Genomic DNA, 17,872 nt, shown 5'->3' on the forward strand with positions numbered 1-17,872 from the left:
TCCTTGGCAATGTACGCACAATGTAAGCGAGCGGGAAGAAACGACCGGTTGAAATTGGGTAGTCCTGGCGTAGCGCAGTTTCGATGTTTGCGCTTATATTCAGAAGGATAGAGTTTAATAGCGGGCTCTGGGGTGCTCTCGGCAGATGCAATCAGGCATTTTGCCAAGGTTGGGGTCGAGGGTTCGAATCCCTTCGCCCGCTCCAGTTTTCCGACACGAAATCGATATCTTAACCGCATTATGCGGCTCCGTTGTCGTGCGACCCGGTTCCAAAGCAAGGACCGGCAAAGGACGTTCAGCGGACGACTTCCCCGTCTTCCTTGGTGAAGCTGGCGGGTCTGCTTTCCAGCAATTCCAACACGACTTCGGACGGGCGGCATAACTTCGTGCCTTTCGGCGTGACGACAATTGGCCGGTTCACAAGGATGGGATGCGCGACCATCGCTTCGATGATTGATTCGTCGGATGCGCCGTCCAGCAAGCCCAGTTCGGCGGCTGGCGTTCCCTTCTCGCGCATGACGTCGCGGGGCGTTGCGTCCATCGCTGCGAACAGCCCTTGAAGCTGCGAATGAGTCCAGCCGACGACGCGATATTCGACGACCGTCGGGGCGTATCCGGCGGCTTCGATCATCGCCAGCGCATTACGCGACGTGCCGCAATCGGGGTTGTGGTAGATCGTGACGGGGAATGCATCGATCATTGCGATGTTTCCTCTTTGAACAGCCAGCCGAAGAACGCGACCGCTGCGACCGTGCCCACAAGCTGCGATACGATGAACCGCGGGGCCGATGCGGGCGCGATCCCGGCGAAGGTGTTGGATAGGGCGCGCGCGACCGTGACCGCCGGGTTGGCGAACGCCGTGGACGCGGTGAACCAATAGGCGGCGGTGATGTAGAGGCCGACCGCAACCGGCGTGAAGGCAGGCCGCGAACGTTCGGTGCCAAGTATGGTCCCGATCAGGCCGAAGGTCGCGATGAACTCTGAAAAGCCCTGCGAAGGTCCGTCGCGAAACTTGGTCGAAATCTGCAAGAGCGGTTCGGCGAACATCATGTGGGCAACCCAAACGCCGATGATCGAGCCGACGAATTGCGCCGCAATGTGGACCGCCGCCGTCGGCAAAGGCAGTTCGCGGCGAAGAACGGCCATTATCGTGACGGCGGGGTTGAAGTGCGCGCCGGACACTTGGTTGAATATGTGGATCAACACGACCAAGGCCGCGCCGGTCGCAATGGTGTTGCCCAGCAGCGCAATGGCGACATTTCCGCCAGCGAGGCTTTCGCCCATGATGCCGGACCCGACGACGACGGACAGCAACAGGGCCGTGCCGACGCATTCAGCGGCGAAGCGTCGGGCGTGGTTCACTTGTCGCAGCAGCTTTGCGCCACTTCAGCGAGGGGCGCGCATATCTCCGGTCGCCCGGCGCAGCAGTCGGACACAAGAAAGCCTAGCAGGCCGCGCATTCCGTCGTAATCGGCGGAGTAGATGACGGAACGACCTTCGCGGCGCGATTGGATCAATCCGGCGTGGCCAAGGATGGTCAAATGCGTGGACAGCGTGTTGGGCAACACGCCAACTTCGCGCGCGATTTCGCCGGCTGGCAGGCCGTCCGCCCCCGCCCGCACCAACAGCCGGAAAACGCCCAAGCGGTGCCCGTGCGCGAGCGCGGACAGGGCATCGACAGCTTCGGGCAGCAGCATCAGCAGCAAGCCGCCTTGGGCGCGCAGCAGGCGCTATCCGCCAGATCGGGCAACACTTCGTCTTCGCCGTAGGACGTAGCTTCGCCGTGCGTGAAGAACGTTTCCCAGCGAACGCCCGCCGTATCCGTCACCCAAGACTTATCCGAATTGGCGTAGCAACACGTCGTCGCCTCTTGATCGAACGTCGTATTGCCCGCCGCCTTCAAGCGCGTAGCGATCGCGGCCAATTCGTCGGGGGCGTCAACCTGAATGCCCACATGATCTATGCCGGTTCCGCGGGCGCGCGACGATACGGCGAAATTGACGCGCGGGTCGTCCAGCATCCATTTCGCATAGTCGTCCTTCACGACGACCGGCGATGCGTCGAACAGCGTCGTATAGAATGCGACGGCCTGTTCGATGTTGGGCACGCTAACGTGCATGTGCAAACGCTTCATGCCAACCTCTCCGCTTCGTTCGATATTTCGACTATCGCCGAAATATCGATTGGGCAAGCGGATTTCGCTCCGGTCCTGTGCCGGTCCTTTCCTCTATCCCTGCGGCAAACGGCGTGACAAAATATCTAATTGAAAATACGTCGCTAATTCCGACGTTCTACGGCCAGGCCATCACCTTCGACGCGTTGCGGCATGGGCTTTGACAGGGAGCGGCCAGGGTATTTGAGCGCCGACGCCGTAGGCAGGTAACAAGCGGTGCTGCGCAGACCGGCAAGACAGACGCCAACAGCCTCCCCAAAGGGGAACCGCCTTCACTCACGATTTTCAGGATGACTGGTGCGGTCGAGAAGACTCGAACTTCCACGGGTTTTCACCCACAACGACCTCAACGTTGCGCGTCTACCAATTCCGCCACGACCGCAAAATCAACGGAACCGGTCCTCTGCAAGGGGGTCCCGTGGGGGGTAGGAGCGGGCCCTTAGCAAAGGGGTTTGCGGGGCGCAACCGCCATGATGCGGTTTTTTCCCGAAGCTTCCGGGCCATCGCCTTCCGATCCACGCCCATCCGCGCCCATGCGGCGGGTCAATCGGGTTTCCAGCCGATTTCCGCGATCTTGGCGTCCCTGGGCACGTCGGTCACCGCTTCGTTGATCGTCACGCTCTCCCCGGGCGCGAGCGTTTCCTTGGGCGGGGTGACGTTCCAGGTATAGACGATGCGGTCCTTGCCATCGCGCAGCACGATCAGGATCGGCGGCACCGTGCGCACTTCCTTGCCCACGTTCGTCACCGTTCCGCTCGCGCCGAAATATTCGGTGCCGTTGGGCAGGGTGCGCCGGTCCTGCCGTTCCGGCGGGAACGACAGCGCCAGGTCCGATGGCGCGGCGCCGAAGGTGGGGTGCGCCACGGGCAGCCAGTCCGGCATGCCGAAATAGCTCACCGCCCCGATCAGCGCGGCCACCGCCAGCGCGAACGTGACCGCAGCGGCCGTCCACAGCCGCGCGGGGTTGCGGCGCGGGCGGAACGGCGGTTCGTGTTCGAAGCTCGAGAGCATCGACACGAATTCCTCGACTTCCGGCTCGGCACGCAGGGCGGCGAAGGCCGGCGGCGGCGCGGACGCGTCGCTTTCGTCGAGCCCGTCGCCCTCGGCTTCCGCTGCGATGCTTTGGTCGCCCTGCGGATCGCCATCGCTGGCGGGCGATGCCACCGCCGGTTCGGGCCGGGGCTCCTCCACCACGGGCGGCTGGGCAGCGGCTGCCTGAGGGGCGGCCGGTTGAGCGGCGGGCGCTGCTGGGGCAGCAGGGGGCCGCAGCATTCCATCGTCGCGCGGGGGCAGCTCCGGCCCCTCCTGGAACCAGCTATGGCGGCAGCGCGCGCACCGCACGGTGCGACCTTCCGCACCGATCGCGCTGTCGGGAACGACATAGCGCGTCGAACAGGCTGGACAGGCGATGATCATAATTGCGGTTAAGCATGGCGAAGCGGATTGAAACAATAGGCGCGCACCCTAGAGAAGGGCGTCCACAGCCTTTTTTCCACATCGATTGACGCGTATAGCCGCTCACGCTGCGAAAAGAGCGCATTACAGCAATCCGGGGACGCCTGTTTCATCATGACCCAGCCAGACGCCGAGATCGTTCAGTTCGACAATGTCGGGCTGCGCTACGGCACCGGCAAGGAAGTGCTGACCGATGTCAGCTTCACGCTTTTTTCCGGCAATTTCTATTTCCTCACGGGCGCCAGCGGCGCGGGCAAGACCAGCCTGCTGCGCCTGCTCTATCTGGCCCAGCGCCCCTCGCGCGGGCTGATCCGCATGTTCGGCACCGATGCGATCACCCTGCCGCGCGACCGGCTGCCCGGCTTCCGCCGCCGGCTGGGGGTGGTGTTCCAGGATTTCCGGCTGGTGCCGCACCTTTCCGCCTTCGACAACGTGGCGCTGCCGCTGCGCGTGGCGGGCATGGTGGAGAAGGACATCGTCCGCCCGGTGAACGACATGCTGGACTGGGTGGGCCTGGCCGACCGGCGCCACGCCCAGCCCGCCGCGCTTTCCGGCGGGGAGCAGCAGCGCGTGGCGATTGCCCGCGCGGTGATCGGTCGGCCCGAACTGCTCATCGCCGACGAACCGACCGGCAACGTCGATGCGGACATGGCGTTCAAGCTGATCGGCCTGTTCCAGTCGCTGAACGGGCTGGGAACGACCGTGGTGGTCGCCACCCACGATCCGCAACTGATCCGTCAGGTGCCGGATTCGCTGATCATGCGGCTCGACAAGGGCAAGCTCCTCGATCCGACGGGCGCGCTGCGCTATCCCCCCCGCCGGTCCGCGCCGGCGGCGGCAGCGGGGGTGGCGGCAGCGGGGGTGGCGGCAGCGGCGGGCCAGCCCGGGCCTGAAAGCGTCGCACCATGAACGTCTTTTCCTGGCTTGGCGCGGCGATGGCCGATGGCCGGCGCGATCGTGCGGGCAACAACGAGGCGCGCCTGCTGCCCGAAGCGCGCCTGTCCGGCCCGATGCCCTGGGTGATCGCCATCATGATCGCGCTGACGGTGGTGGCGGCGGCCAGCGGCCTGGCCCTGCGCAACGCCGCGCAGACCGCGAGCGCGGACGTCGAAGGCGGCGTCACGGTCCAGGTCGTGTCCGCCGCGCCGGCCGAGCGCAACCGGCAGGCGCTGGCCGCGCTGGCCACGCTGCGCGGCGCGCCGGGCGTGGTATCGGCGCGGGTCGTGCCGCAGGAGGAACTGAACGCGCTGGTCGAACCGTGGCTGGGCACCCGCCCCGGCGACGACGTGGAAGCCCTGCCCATCCCCGCGCTGCTCGACGTGCGCCTTTCCGGCCATGCCACGCCCGACCGGATCGCCGCGCTGCGCGCGCGGGTGGCGCGCAACGCCCCGGCCGCGCGCGTCGATGCGCAGGCGGGCTGGCTGACCCCGGTCTTTTCCGCGATCCACGCGCTGCAATGGCTGGCGGGCGGCTTGATCGCGCTGCTGGCGCTGGCCACCGTGGCCGCCGTTCTGCTGGCCTCGCGCAATGCGCTTGGCAATCATCGCGATACGATAGAGATCGTGCACATGCTGGGCGGCACCGACAACCAGATCGCGCGGATCTTCCAGCGCAGCATGGCGATGGACGCGGCGGCGGGCGGCATTGTCGGCCTGCTGGTGGGCCTGATCGTGGTGGTGCTGCTGGGCCGCCAGTTCGCGGCGCTCGGCTCGGGCATGACCACGTCCGCCGGGCTGCTGTGGAGCGACTGGATCGTGATCGCCGCGATTCCGCTGGCGGGCGTGGCGCTGGCGGTGGTGACGGCGCGTGTTTCGGTGCTGCGCAACCTGAGGCGCATGCTGTGAGGCGGCTGCGCAAGCCTCCCGGCCTGTTCCGGCGCATTGCGTCGCTGACGATGCTCGCCTGGGTGCTGGGCTTCCTGTGGTTCGCGCTGCTGCTGCCCCAGCCGGCCGACGACCGCACCACCGACGGCATCGTCGTGGTGACCGGCGGCGGCGGTCGCATCCCGCGCGCGCTGACGGAACTGCGCGCCGGCCACGCACGCAAACTGCTGATCGCCGGGGTGGACCGCGAAGTGAAGCCGGGCGAATTCGCGGCCGAATACGGGGTGGAACCGCGCCTGCTGCAATGCTGCATCACGCTGGGCTACGATTCGGTCGATACCCGCTCCAACGGGCTGGAAGCGGCGCGCTGGGTGGCGGCGCAGCGCCTGCATTCGATCCGCCTCATCACCACCGACTGGCACATGCGCCGCGCCGCGTTCGACCTCGCCGCCGCATTGCCCGACGATATCGTGATCGTGCGCGATGCCGTGCCGTCGCGTCCTTCGCTGCGCATCCTGTTCCTAGAATACAACAAACTGCTTGCCCGCATCGGCGCATGGGCCGCCGGCTGGTAACAAGGACAAGCGCCACCATGACGTCTCCGATGGCACCGCCGCAGCCGCGCGGCAGCATCCTCGATATCCCGCGCAGCCTGGCGTTCTACCTGGTGTTCTACACGGGCACGGTGTTCCTGGTGATCTGGGTGGCGCTGATGATGTCCGTCTCCGAACATCGTTTCCGCTCGGCCATCCGCAGCTGGGGCAAGTATCACCGCGCCTGCTGCCGCTATCTGCTGGGCATCCGGCGCGAAAGCAACGTCGCCCACCCGCGCGGCGGCGTGCTGTACGCGATCCGGCACGAATCGTTCTACGAGGCGATCGAGCTGCCCGCCACGTTCGATACGCCGGTCGTCTTCGCCAAGATGGAATTGATGCGCCTGCCGCTGTGGGGCAAGGCGGGGATCCGCTATGGCCTGATCGGAGTGGAGCGCGATGCCGGCGCAAAGGCCCTGCGCACGATGCTGACGGAGGCGCGCCGGCTGATCGCCAACGGCCGTCCGCTGGTGATCTTTCCCGAAGGAACGCGCGTGCCGCACGGGTCCGCCGCGCCGCTGCAATCGGGCTTCGCCGGGCTTTACAAGCTGCTGAACCTGCCGGTGATCCCGGTCGCGGTGAACAGCGGCCCGCTCTACCATCGCCTGTGGAAGCGGCCGGGCGCCGTCCGCTATCACTTCGGCGAGGAGATTCCCGCCGGCCTTCCCCGCGAAGAGGTGGAGGCCCGGGTTCTGGCGGCGCTCAACGTGCTGCATGACTGACGCCCCCGAGCCGTCCGAAGAAGCCGGCGAAGAAGCGCCGCCCCGCCGCTCCCCTCTCGCGGTGCTGGGGCCGGGTCTCGTCACCGGCGCGGCCGACGACGATCCCAGCGGCATCGGCACTTACAGCCAGGTCGGCGCGCAGTTCGGCTATGGCATGGCGTGGACGTTGCTGTTCAGCCTGCCACTGATGACCGCGATCCAGGAGATTTGCGGCAGGATCGGCGCGGTATCGGGGCGGGGCATAGCCCACAACCTGCGCGACCATTACCCCCGGCCGCTGCTGCGCGGCGTGGTCATGCTCCTGCTGATCGCCAACGTCATCAACCTGGGTGCAGACCTGGGCGCGATGGGCTCGGCGCTCACCCTGATCCTGCCCGGCCCCGACATGCCGTTCATCATCGGCTTCGGGCTGCTCAGCATCGCGCTGGAAGTGTTCGTCAGCTATGCCCGCTATGCGAGCATCCTCAAATGGACCACCCTGTCGCTGCTGTCGTATTTCGCGGTGGCGGCCGTGGCGCACGTATCCTGGGACGATGCGGCCCGGGGCGTGCTGATCCCGCACCTGGCCTTCGACAAGGCCAGCGTGATGGCATTGGTGGCGGTGCTGGGCACCACGATCAGCCCTTACCTGTTCTTCTGGCAGGCCGGGCAGGAAGTGGAAGAACAGCGCCGCCGCCACACCAAGCCGCTCTGCGTGGCGCCGCGCACCGCCGGCGCGGAGCTGCGCCGCATCCGCATCGACACGCTGGTGGGCATGGTCTTTTCCAACCTGACCGCGATCTTTATCGTCATCGCCACGGCGGCAACGCTGCACCGGGCAGGCATCACCGAAATCGACAGCGCGGTGCAGGCCGCCTCCGCGCTACGGCCGCTGGCCGGAGACTTCGCCTTCGTGCTATTCGCGCTGGGCATTGTCAGCACCGGCCTGCTCGCCATTCCGGTGCTGGCCGGCTCGGCGGCCTATGCCGTCGCCGAAACCTTCGACTGGAGCGAGGGGCTGGATCGGCGCCTGCGCGAAGCCAAGGCGTTCTATGCCGTGATCGCGCTGGCCACGGCGGCGGGCATCGCGCTCAACCTTCTGGCGATCGATCCGATGCACGCACTGTACTGGGCCGCGGTGGTCAACGGGCTGCTGGCGCCGCCGCTGATGGTGGTGACCATGCTTATCGCGCGCAATCCGCGCGTAATGGGCGCCTTCGTCATCTCGCCGGCGCTGGCGCTCGGCGGCTGGCTTTCCACCGCCGTGATGGCGGCCGTGGCCCTGCTATTCCTGCTGGCCTGACCGTCGGTCCGTGCCCTCGTCGTGAACGCGGCCGAAATCGGGGCGCGCATCGTCCTGGCCCTGCTCGATGATCGAGCGGCGGATCGCGCGGGTGTGGGTGAAGTGGTCGAACAGCGCCGCGCCATCGCCGACCCGGATCGCTTTCTGCAGCCCCATCAGATCCTCGGTGAAGCGCTGGAGCATGTCGAGCACCGCATCGCGGTTGTTCAGGAACACGTCGCGCCACATCGTCGGGTCCGACGCGGCGATGCGGGTGAAATCGCGGAAGCCGCCGGCCGAATACTTGATGACCTCGCTCTGCGTCACCGCCTCGAGATCCGACGCGGTGCCGACGATCGTATAGGCGATCAGGTGCGGCAGGTGGCTGGTCACGGCAAGCACCAGATCGTGGTGTTCGGCATCCATGATATCGACGCGCGCGCCCAGCGTTTCCCAGAATGCGGCCAGCCGCGCCAGCAGCGCCGGATCGGCATCGGCGGGTGGCGTCAGGATGCACCAGCGGTTGCGGAACAGCGTGGCGAAGCCGGCGTCCGGCCCGCTCTGTTCGGTCCCGGCAACCGGGTGCGCGGGGATCACCGCATGGCCCGGCAGCGCGTCCGCCAGCGCGCGCGCCACGCTGGCCTTGCTCGACCCCACGTCGGTCACCAGGGCGCCGTGCGGCAGGTCCGCCGCGAGTGCCCGTGCGGCAGCACCCATCGCGCCCACCGGCACGCACAGTACGACAAGGTCCGCTTCGCGCACCGCCTCGCCCGCGCTTTCGGCGATCGTATCGCACAGCGCGATCTCCCGCGCCCGCCGGCGCACGGCGGCATCGGCGTCGAAGCCGCTTACCGTAGCATCGGGCGCGTAGGTCTTGACCGCGCGGGCGACCGATCCGCCCAGCAGGCCCAGCCCGATCACCGCAACGTGGCGGAACGGCGCGGGCGCGGACGTCGTCACTTCGCCGTCTCGCACATCTGCCGCAGCGCGGCCGCGATCTCGTTCATCTGCGCTTCGGTGCCGATGGTGATGCGCAGCGCCTGCGGCAGCCCCTGCCCCGGCAGCCAGCGGGTGATGTAGCCGTGCTCCATCAGCCCCAGATAGGCCGCCTCGGCGCTCAGCGCGCCTTCAAACAGGATCAGTACGAAGTTCGCCTCGCTCGGCAACGGACGGATGCCGTGGTTGCCCAGCGCGTTGAGCGCCGCCACGAACTTCGCGCGCTGCACGGCATTGTGCCGGCGCGATTCCTCCACGAAGCTTTGGTCCGCCACCGCTGCCAGCCCGGTAGCCTGCGCCGTCAGCGACAGGTTGAACGGGCCGCGAATGCGGTTGAGCATGTCGACGATCGCGGCGTCGCCCGTCGCCCAGCCGATGCGTTCGCCGGCCAGGCCATATATCTTGGAGAACGTGCGCGTGACCAGCACATTCGCCGCGCTGGCCGCCAGGGCAAGCGCGCCATCGTCATCGTCCGGCGCGACATATTCGGCATAGGCCTGGTCGATCACCAGCAGCACGTCCGGGCGCAGCGCGGCGTGGAGCCGGGCGATCCCTTCGCGCGGCAGGAAGCTGCCCGTGGGATTGTTGGGATTGGCGAGGAACACCACCCGCGTCCGCTCGGTCACGCAGGCCAGTAGCGCGTCGACGTCGGTGCCATAGTCCGCGTCCGGCGCCACCACCGGCACCGCGCCGCACCGGCGCGCGGCGATGTCATAGACCGAGAAGCCATAGCGGACGTAGACGATCTCGTCCCCCGGCCCGGCGTAGGCCTGCGCCGCGATGTGCAGCAGTTCGTCCGAACCGGTGCCCATGACGATGCGATCGGCGGAAATGCCGTGCAGCGCGCCCAGCGCGGCGCGCAGATCCTTGCTGTCGGGATCGGGATAGCGCGAAGGTTCCCCCGCGCCGTGCCCTGCACCACCACGCGCCGCGAGCACGGCCGCGCTGGTGCCCAGCGGGTTCTCGTTCGCCGAAAGCTTGATCAGCGGACGCCCGTCGGCCCCGGTGGACTTGCCGGGAACATAGGCGTGGATCGCCTTGATCCATTCCTTGGGTTGCGGCCGGTCCGGGGATGTCTGCGCGTCTGCCATGATGCGCCGGGCATTAGGCGGCGTGGACAAATTCCGCAACGGGTAGCCCGCGCCTGCCGTTCAGGCCGCCTCGGTGCGCAGGGCGGCTCCGTTCCATTCGCTCGCCAGGCTGAACGCGGGCAGCATGACGCGGCCGTCGTCGCTGCGGGTGATCAGCATGGGCCCGGCATGGCCCGGCGTCTGGGTCAGGCCCGCCGCCGTCAGCGCATAGGGCGAAACGCGATGGCGCGTACACAGCCCGCCATTGCCATCCGCCACCATTTCCTGTTCGAACTCAACACCCTGCTGGTGCTTGCGCGAACGGCGCACCGTGGCGATGACCAGCTGGCCGTCACCCAGATCGAGCACGAATTTCGTGCCCAGTGGCACGTCCACCATGCCCTCGATCAGCGCGCCGGATACCGACAGGTTGCGCAGCACGATCGGATAGTAGTGATCTTCGTGGATCGCGCCGATCCGGCGGAACATCGCCTGCCGGTCATGCCGCTGCCGCGCGGGTCCGGACGGGGCGATGATCCATCCATCGCCATCCAGCCGGGCCAGGAAATCCTCGTTGGTGATCGCGGGGCTGTAGATGAAGCCCTGCACATGGCTGACTTCCAGGCTTTTCATCAGATCGAACTGGTCGAACGATTCGACGCCTTCCGCCGTCGTTTCCATGTCCAGCGCCTTGGCCAGCGCCACGATCGCGGCGATGATCGCGCGGTTGCGCGATCCCGACCCCGTCGCGCCGCGCACGAAGCTCTGGTCGATCTTGATCTTGTCGAACGGCGCGGTCTTCAGATAGGCGAGCGAGGAATAGCCGGTGCCGAAATCGTCGAGCGCCAGGCGAACGCCCAGATCCTTCAGCGCCCGGAACATCGCGTCGGTGGTCCCGCCTTCCTGCAGGAACACGCCTTCGGTGATTTCCAGCTCCAGCCGGTCGGGCTCCAGCCCCGACGACGCCAGCGCACTCGCCACCAGCGCGGGCAGCGACGAATCCGCGAACTGGATGGGGGAGACATTGACCGCCACGCGCGCGTCGCCCGGCCATGAGGCCGCGTCTTCACACGCCTTGCGCAGCACCCATTCGCCGATGCGGCAGATCAGGTGTGATTCTTCGGCGATCGGGATGAACCGCGCGGGCGAAATCCAGCCCTGCTCGGGATGATTCCAGCGCAACAGCGCCTCCATCCCGACGATCTGGTTTGACGTGGCTTTCACGATCGGCTGGTAGTGCAGTTCGAGCTGGCCTTTCGGCAGCGCGTCGATGAGGTCTTCCTCCAGCACGCGGCGATCTTCGGCCGCCTTCAGCAGATCGTTCGAAAAGAAGCGGAACCGGCCGCGCCCGCTGCCCTTGGCGGCATAGAGCGCGAGATCGGCGTTGCGCACCAGTTCCTCGCTGGCCTGCCCGTCGAACGGCGCGACCGCCACGCCCACCGACGCGCCGATGGTGCAACGGCTGCCTTCGATCGAATACGGCTGCGAGATGCTGCTGATGATCGAGGTGGCCATGTCTCCCAGCACGCCGCGATCTTCCTGATCGGGCAGGATGACCTGGAACTCGTCGCCGCCCAGGCGGCAGACCTTTTCCTTGTCGCCCACGATCTTCACCAGACGATCGGCCACCTGCTTGAGCAGCGCGTCACCGGCGGCGTGGCCCAGCGTATCGTTGACCTGCTTGAAGCGGTCGAGGTCGATCAGCATGATCGCACAAGAGCGCCGCTGCAGCGCGTAGGCGGTCAGCGTGCGTTCGAGCACTTGCGTCATGCGCCGGCGGTTGAGCAGCCCGGTCAGCGGATCGTGCATGGCCAGCCGCGAGCTTTCCTCGGCGGATTCGCGCTCGCCGGTAATGTCGGCGCAGTGCCCGCGAAAACCCGTGAAGGTATTGCCATCGCTCTGCGGTTCGCCCGAGATCGACCACCAGCAGCCCCGTCCCCCGGCCTCGCTCCGGGCGATCACGCGCTCGAAGCGGCCCCGGCGGGCCAGCGCGAAGGACAGCGCCCGCTGGCTGTCTCCTTCGGCTTCGCGATCGGGCGGCAGGAACAGCTCCAGGAAGGGCCGGCCAATGAGGCCGTCCTCGCCGCCGCCGAGCAGGGCCTGCGCGGCGGACGACATGTAAGTCAGCCGCCCCTCGCCATCGGTCGTCCAGAAACTGCCGAGGCCCAGATCCTCGTAAGCGAAACAGAGAGCCGCCGCATCCCCTTGCGACATGCGCCGCGCCCGGGAGTTTCCTTCCCCCGCACCGGACCGACGCCCCAACAGACTTCTTAGCTTGTTGCTGCCCACTACGTAGTCTTTCGTATGCTCTGGGTGTTGAGCCGAAGTGACCTCAGTATCAACCAGCGGTTGCAAAGCTCTTAAGCGCCGCGCATTTTTCCGACAGCGGACCTTTCCGGGCGCCTGTCGCGCCCTCCTTTTGCGCCAGACAATAAAAGAGGCCGGAGTGGGCTAGCACTCCGGCCTTAGTCTGTTCGCAGGAGGAACATCGTCTGGCGGGGTCGGGGGAGAGAGGGAGAGGATCACACCCCCCGCCCCGCCAAGCTCGGTAACTCAGTAGTTGTAGGCGCGTTCGCCGTGCTCGGTGATGTCGAGGCCTTCGCGTTCGGCTTCTTCGCTGGGACGCAGACCGATGGTCTTGTCGAGGGCGAAGAAGAGGATCGCGGAGACACCGCCCGAGAGGACCAGCGTCAGCAGCACGGCCTTGATCTGGGTGAAGACCTGGGCCGCCATGTCGTACTTGCCGGCAACGGCGGGGAACACGGTGTAGTTCACCCAGCCCTGGCCGCCGAACGCCGGGTTGGCGACGATGCCGGTGCCGATCGCGCCGACGATCCCGCCGATGCAGTGCACGCCGAAGACGTCGAGCGTATCGTCGTACTTGAGCGCGTTCTTCACGGTCGAGACGAACAGGAAGCAGATCGGCGAGACGACGAGACCCAGGATGATCGAGGTCATCGGCGCCGCGAAGCCGGCGGCCGGAGTGATCGCGACGAGGCCGGCGACGGCACCCGAGGCGGCACCCAGCATCGAGGGCTTGCCGTGCTTGATCTGCTCGACGATCGCCCAGGAAACGGCGGCGGCGGCAGTGGCGACGAAGGTGTTGATGAAGGCGAGTGCGGCCAGGCCATTGGCTTCGAGGTTCGAACCGGCGTTGAAGCCGAACCAGCCCACCCACAGCAGCGAGGCGCCGATCATGGTCATGGTCAGCGAGTGCGGCGGGGTGGCTTCCTTGCCATAACCCACGCGCTTGCCGATCACGAGGCAGCCGACGAGGCCGGCGATGCCCGCGTTGATGTGAACGACGGTGCCGCCCGCGAAGTCCAGCGCGCCCCAGCCATAGAGCAGACCGGCATCGGTCGGCGCATCGGCCAGGAAGTCAGGACCGGCGAAGTACCACACCATGTGGGCCATCGGGAAATAGACCAGCGTCAGCCACAGCACCGTGAAGATCATCAGCGGCGTGAACTTCACGCGTTCCGCGAACGCGCCGACGATCAGCGCCGGCGTGATGCAGGCGAAGGTCATCTGGAAGATGACGTAGGCATATTCGGGAATGTAGACGTTGTTCGAGAACGTCGCGGCGTAGGTCGAGGCCGAAACGCCGGCCAGGAACATCTTGGAAAGGCCGCCGAAGTACGGCGAACCGCCGGTGAAGGCCATCGAATAGCCCCAGCTCACCCAGCACAGGGCGGCGACCGACACGATCATGAAAACCTGCATCAGCACGCTGAGCATGTTCTTGGTGCGGACGAGACCGCCATAGAACAGCGCGAGTGCGGGAATGCTCATCAGGAGGACGAGCGTGGCCGAAAGCAGCATCCAGGTGGTGTCACCCTTGTTGACCATCGTGGCCATCTGCTCGGCGGTCGGCGCCTTGATCGGGCCGGCCTGTGCGAAAGCGGCGGTAGAAGCGAAGAGCGATACGCCCACGCCCGCAACGCCACTGATCATCTTACGGATCATATGGGTTCCCCTCGTGTCGGAAATCAAAGCGCGGTGTCCCCGGATTCACCGGTGCGGATGCGCGTGGCGGAAGCGAGATCCAGAACGAAGATCTTGCCGTCGCCAATCGCTTCGGTGCTGGCGGTCTGCTGGATCGTCTCGACGATCTGCGGAGCGAGGTCATCGCTGGCCGCAATCTCGATCTTCACCTTGGGCAGCATGTTGGTGGAGTACTCGGCGCCGCGATAGATTTCGGTTTGCCCCTTCTGCCGACCGAAACCTTTCACTTCCGACACCGTCATCCCTGCCACGCCCAGAGCCGACAGTGCTTCACGCACTTCGTCCAGCTTGAACGGCTTGATGATGGCGATGATGAACTTCATTCACGCCCCCCTTTCCAGGCCTCTACGCCGGGCGACCCGCCGGCGAGATTTCTCAAAGCAAAGGGCGTGCCATTTACCGAAAGTTCAGGAATCCGAGGATTTTTGGACGCAAATTCGCCCACGCCGGCCACGATCAGCCCGAATCTTGTGCAAAACGGACCTTTTGCCTAATTTTTAGGCAGATCGCAGCGCCAGGCGCGCCCAAACGGGCAGATGATCGGAACCGACCGCCGACAGCGCGCTGTGGTGCACGCCCAGGTCTTCCACCTGCCATTCGCCGCTCACCACGATCCGGTCGAGCTGGGCCACCGGCCGCCGCGCCGGAAAGCTGCGTCCCGGTGCCAGCAGGCGCCAGCCTTCCTCCAGCCCGCGAAAGGCGCCGCGCGCCGCCGACCATTCGTTCATGTCGCCCATCAGCACGGTGGGCGCCGCGCCGGCGCAGCGCTCCACATGATCGCAAATCGCCTGCAACTGGTGCCGCCGGCGCAAGCCCGACAGATCCAGATGCATCCCCACCACCCGCAGGCGGGCCTGCCCCACGCGCAGGTCCGCGCAGATCGCACCGCGCGGTTCCAGCGTCGGCAGCGGCACCGCGCCCACCGCGTCCACCGCGATCTCGCGGCGCACCAGCAGGACGTTGCCGTGCCAGCCGATGCTCGCCGGGCGGGCGCCACCGCCGCGTCCCGTCATCGCCCCGTTCGGGGCGATCGGGCGCCAGGGGCTGTGCTCGAGGATTGCCTGGCGCGAAAGCACCGCCTCGCGCGTGCCGAACCGGCGATCGGCTTCCTGCAGCGCGATCACGTCCGCGTCGATCTCGCGCAGGATGCCCAGGATGCGATCGGGATCGCGGCGCCGGTCCAGCCCTACGCCCTTGTGGATGTTGTAGCTGGCGAACGTAAGCCGCACCGCCGGGGCCGCAGTCAGCGCAAGGCGTTGAGCGCCGGCACGATCGGACCGGCGATCACAGGAAGTCCTTCAGCGTCTTCATGAAGCGGCCGAACTGGTCGTGGTGCAGCCAGTGCCCGGCGTTCTCGAACTCGATCACCGTGGCGTCGCGGAAATGCCGGATGCGCCCGTCACGCTCGGGGTTGCCCGCCCACGAATCCGCACCATTCAGCAGCAGCGTGGGACAGGTGATCGCTTCCCACAGCTCGTGCTTGCGCTCGTTGCTGATGTCGAACGGATGGTCGAGATGGACGTAGGGATCGAACTTCCAGGTGAACGTCCCGTCCTCGTTGCGGTTGATCCCGTGCTTGGTCAGGTGCCGCGCCTGCTCGTCGGTCAGATAGGGGTTTTCCGCCTTCATGCGCGCATAGGCGTCTTCCAGCGTGGGATAGCGGCGCGGCAGGCGGCCGGCGGCCTTGCGCTTTTCGGCGATGTATTCGCGGATGCGCCGCGCGAAGGGCACGTCCTTCATCCGCATTTCCCATTCGGGCGTGGGGAAGATGCCCTCGATCGCCACCAGCTTGCGCACGTCTTCGGGAAACAGACCGGCATAGCGCAGCGAGACGTTGGCGCCCCACGAATGCGAGACGATCGTCACCGGCGCGAGGTTGAGCTGGTGGACGAGCTGCGCCACGTCATAGACCATGTCCATGGTGCGGTAGTTGCCGTCGGAAACCCATTCGCTGTCGCCGTGGCCGCGGTGGTCCATGGCGATGACGTGCCAGTCCTCGCGCAGGGCCTCGGCCGTCCAGTCCCAGCTGCGGCAATGGTCGCGCCCGCCGTGGATCAGCAGCAGCGGCGGCTTTTCCGTGTTGCCCCAGTCGACATAGTGCAGCCGCAGCCGCTGCGAGACGAAGCTCTGCGAAGTGGGTCCCAGCAAGTCCATCCTTCCCTCCTGCCTTTTCGTTGGGTGCAGTGCAACAGGAGACGCGCCGGAAGTCCACCCTTATGGGCGGCTGCCGGCGGCTATCTTTCCTTGGTCGCGGAAAAGGCCAGCTCGGGGTTGCGCTCCTGCTGGTAGCCCACGTCCCAGGCCGAGCGCGCCAGGAACACCGGATCGCCATCGCGATCCTTGGCGAGATTCGACAGGTTGAAATCGGCAAAGGCCTTCAGCGCCTCGGGCGAGCCTTTCAGCCAGCGCGCGGTGTCGAACGGCGATGGTTCCAGCACCGCTTCCACCTTGTATTCCGCCTCCAGCCGCGAAATCAGCACGTCGAGCTGCAGCTGGCCGACCACGCCGACGATCCACTGCGCGCCGATTTCCGGGTAGAACACCTGGATCACGCCTTCTTCGGAAAGATCGTCCAGCGCCTTGCGCAGCTGCTTGGTCTTGGTCGGGTCCTTCAGGGCCACGCGCCGCAGGATTTCGGGTGCGAAGTTGGGCAGGCCGGTAAAGCGCACGTCGTTGCGTTCGGACAGGGTATCGCCCACGCGCAATGTGCCGTGGTTGGGAATACCGATGATGTCGCCCGCCTCGGCGGTGTCGGCAATCTCGCGGTCCTGCGCGAAGAACAGGATCGGGGAATGGACCGCGATCGGCTTGCCCAGCCCCGACGGGGTCAGCTTCATGCCCCGCCGGAACGTGCCCGAAACCATGCGCATGAACGCGATGCGATCGCGGTGCTGCGGGTCCATGTTGGCCTGGACCTTGAACACGAAACCGGTCACGTCGGGCCGCTCCGGCGTGATCGTGCCCTGCTCCGACGATTGCGGGCGCGGCGGCGGCGCGTATTTCGCGATCGCGTCGATCAGTTCGGCCACGCCGAAGTTCTTGAGCGCCGATCCGAAGAACACCGGGGTCAGGTCGCCATGGCGATAGGCTTCGAGATCGAATTCGGGATAGCCCGCCTGCGCCAGCTCGATCTCCTCGGCGATGTCATCGGGAATATCGGCCGCCGGCTCCACCTTGCCCAGGAATTCGCGGCTGTCGCCCTCGGGCCGGCTGATCTGGTTGGTGGCGAGGTTCAGCACGCCCTGGAACAGGCCGCCCATGCCGATCGGCCACGCCATCGGCACCACATCGAGCGCCAGCGCATCGGCCACTTCATCCAGCGTCTCGAACACCGAGCGGCCTTCGCGATCGACCTTGTTGACGAAGGTGATGATCGGCACCGAACGCATCCGGCACACTTCGAACAGCTTGCGCGTCTGCGGCTCGATGCCCTTGGCCGCGTCGATCACCATGATCGCCGAATCGACCGCGGTCAGCGTGCGGTAGGTGTCTTCGGAGAAGTCCTCGTGGCCCGGCGTATCAAGCAGGTTGAAGACGATGCCGTCTTTCTGGAACGTCATCACCGAGGACGTGACCGAGATGCCGCGCTGCTGCTCGATCTTCATCCAGTCCGACCGCGCGCGCCGCGCCTGCCCGCGCGCCTTGACCTCGCCCGCGAGATGGATCGCGCCGCCTTGCAGCAGCAGCTTTTCAGTCAGCGTGGTCTTGCCCGCGTCAGGGTGCGAAATGATGGCGAAGGTGCGGCGATTGGACATGGGATGCGCCCCTAGCCTC

18 protein-coding genes and 1 tRNA gene are annotated in these 17,872 nt (G+C 66.5%); 5 read left to right on the top strand and 14 right to left on the bottom strand.

Going from position 1 to position 17,872, the window contains the following annotated elements:
* Positions 1-295: 295 nt before the first annotated feature.
* The 6 genes from arsC to EH199_RS17515 all read right to left on the bottom strand — a co-directional run bounded on the left by arsC (position 296) and on the right by EH199_RS17515 (position 3,589).
* Positions 296-700 carry an arsenate reductase (glutaredoxin) gene (gene arsC / locus EH199_RS17490; RefSeq protein WP_124810502.1) on the bottom strand — a complete coding sequence of 135 codons (405 nt, stop codon included), beginning with the start codon at positions 698-700 and terminating at the stop codon, positions 296-298.
* Entirely contained in the window at positions 697-1,362 is a 666-nt protein-coding gene (locus EH199_RS17495; protein WP_190287327.1) for an MIP/aquaporin family protein, read from the bottom strand. Before EH199_RS17495 ends, arsC begins: the two co-directional genes overlap by 4 nt.
* Entirely contained in the window at positions 1,359-1,697 is a 339-nt protein-coding gene (locus tag EH199_RS17500) for a helix-turn-helix transcriptional regulator (protein ID WP_124810504.1), read from the bottom strand. Before EH199_RS17500 ends, EH199_RS17495 begins: the two co-directional genes overlap by 4 nt.
* On the bottom strand, positions 1,697-2,134 hold the full coding sequence (locus EH199_RS17505) for an ArsI/CadI family heavy metal resistance metalloenzyme (RefSeq protein ID WP_124810527.1): 438 nt from the start codon (positions 2,132-2,134) through the stop codon (positions 1,697-1,699). The genes EH199_RS17500 and EH199_RS17505 overlap by 1 nt, the downstream gene beginning before the upstream one ends.
* Positions 2,135-2,468: 334 nt before the next feature.
* Positions 2,469-2,555 (bottom strand) — tRNA-Leu (locus EH199_RS17510).
* 161 nt (positions 2,556-2,716) lie between these two features.
* Complete coding sequence (locus EH199_RS17515; RefSeq protein ID WP_124810505.1) at positions 2,717-3,589, bottom strand: zinc-ribbon domain-containing protein; 873 nt, start codon at positions 3,587-3,589, stop codon at positions 2,717-2,719.
* 153 nt (positions 3,590-3,742) lie between these two features.
* On the opposite strand from EH199_RS17515, the gene ftsE reads away from it, so the two are divergent.
* From ftsE to EH199_RS17540, 5 genes are read left to right on the top strand one after another with little or no spacing between them, the layout of a single operon-like run.
* On the top strand, positions 3,743-4,537 hold the full coding sequence (gene ftsE / locus EH199_RS17520) for a cell division ATP-binding protein FtsE (RefSeq protein WP_124810506.1): 795 nt from the start codon (positions 3,743-3,745) through the stop codon (positions 4,535-4,537).
* The gene (locus tag EH199_RS17525; protein WP_223806742.1) at positions 4,534-5,472 is read left to right on the top strand and encodes an ABC transporter permease; all 939 of its coding nucleotides are present in this window, start codon (positions 4,534-4,536) and stop codon (positions 5,470-5,472) included. The genes ftsE and EH199_RS17525 overlap by 4 nt, the downstream gene beginning before the upstream one ends.
* A gap of 50 nt (positions 5,473-5,522) precedes the next feature.
* Complete coding sequence (locus EH199_RS17530; protein WP_124810529.1) at positions 5,523-6,026, top strand: YdcF family protein; 504 nt, start codon at positions 5,523-5,525, stop codon at positions 6,024-6,026.
* A 17-nt stretch (positions 6,027-6,043) separates the two neighbouring features.
* Positions 6,044-6,766, top strand: coding sequence for a 1-acyl-sn-glycerol-3-phosphate acyltransferase (locus tag EH199_RS17535; protein WP_223806743.1), 723 nt, complete (start codon positions 6,044-6,046; stop codon positions 6,764-6,766).
* Positions 6,759-8,048 carry an NRAMP family divalent metal transporter gene (locus EH199_RS17540; RefSeq protein ID WP_124810507.1) on the top strand — a complete coding sequence of 430 codons (1,290 nt, stop codon included), beginning with the start codon at positions 6,759-6,761 and terminating at the stop codon, positions 8,046-8,048. The genes EH199_RS17535 and EH199_RS17540 overlap by 8 nt, the downstream gene beginning before the upstream one ends.
* Here EH199_RS17540 and EH199_RS17545 read toward each other — a convergent pair.
* From EH199_RS17545 to EH199_RS17580, 8 genes are all read right to left on the bottom strand, one after another.
* Complete coding sequence (locus tag EH199_RS17545) at positions 8,031-8,987, bottom strand: prephenate/arogenate dehydrogenase family protein (RefSeq protein ID WP_124810508.1); 957 nt, start codon at positions 8,985-8,987, stop codon at positions 8,031-8,033. The two genes, EH199_RS17540 and EH199_RS17545, sit on opposite strands and share 18 nt — an antisense overlap.
* A complete protein-coding gene (locus EH199_RS17550) occupies positions 8,984-10,114 on the bottom strand; it encodes a histidinol-phosphate transaminase (protein ID WP_124810509.1) in 1,131 nt (376 codons plus the stop codon). The genes EH199_RS17545 and EH199_RS17550 overlap by 4 nt, the downstream gene beginning before the upstream one ends.
* 60 nt (positions 10,115-10,174) lie before the next feature.
* The gene (locus tag EH199_RS17555) at positions 10,175-12,307 is read right to left on the bottom strand and encodes a bifunctional diguanylate cyclase/phosphodiesterase (RefSeq protein ID WP_124810510.1); all 2,133 of its coding nucleotides are present in this window, start codon (positions 12,305-12,307) and stop codon (positions 10,175-10,177) included.
* Between the two features lie 339 nt (positions 12,308-12,646).
* Entirely contained in the window at positions 12,647-14,059 is a 1,413-nt protein-coding gene (locus tag EH199_RS17560; protein WP_124810511.1) for an ammonium transporter, read from the bottom strand.
* 23 nt (positions 14,060-14,082) lie between these two features.
* Positions 14,083-14,421 (bottom strand): P-II family nitrogen regulator, encoded by a 339-nt coding sequence (locus EH199_RS17565; RefSeq protein WP_124810512.1) that lies wholly within the window; start codon positions 14,419-14,421, stop codon positions 14,083-14,085.
* 174 nt (positions 14,422-14,595) lie between these two features.
* Positions 14,596-15,327 (bottom strand): endonuclease/exonuclease/phosphatase family protein, encoded by a 732-nt coding sequence (locus EH199_RS17570; RefSeq protein ID WP_124810513.1) that lies wholly within the window; start codon positions 15,325-15,327, stop codon positions 14,596-14,598.
* Between the two features lie 55 nt (positions 15,328-15,382).
* Positions 15,383-16,252: an alpha/beta fold hydrolase gene (locus tag EH199_RS17575; protein ID WP_124810514.1), complete on the bottom strand. Its 870-nt coding sequence runs from the start codon at positions 16,250-16,252 to the stop codon at positions 15,383-15,385.
* Positions 16,253-16,332: 80 nt separating this feature from the next.
* A complete protein-coding gene (locus tag EH199_RS17580; RefSeq protein ID WP_124810515.1) occupies positions 16,333-17,853 on the bottom strand; it encodes a peptide chain release factor 3 in 1,521 nt (506 codons plus the stop codon).
* Between the last annotated feature and the right edge of the window lie 19 nt (positions 17,854-17,872).

Source organism: Novosphingobium sp. LASN5T (assembly GCF_003856955.1).
Lineage (GTDB): Bacteria > Pseudomonadota > Alphaproteobacteria > Sphingomonadales > Sphingomonadaceae > Novosphingobium.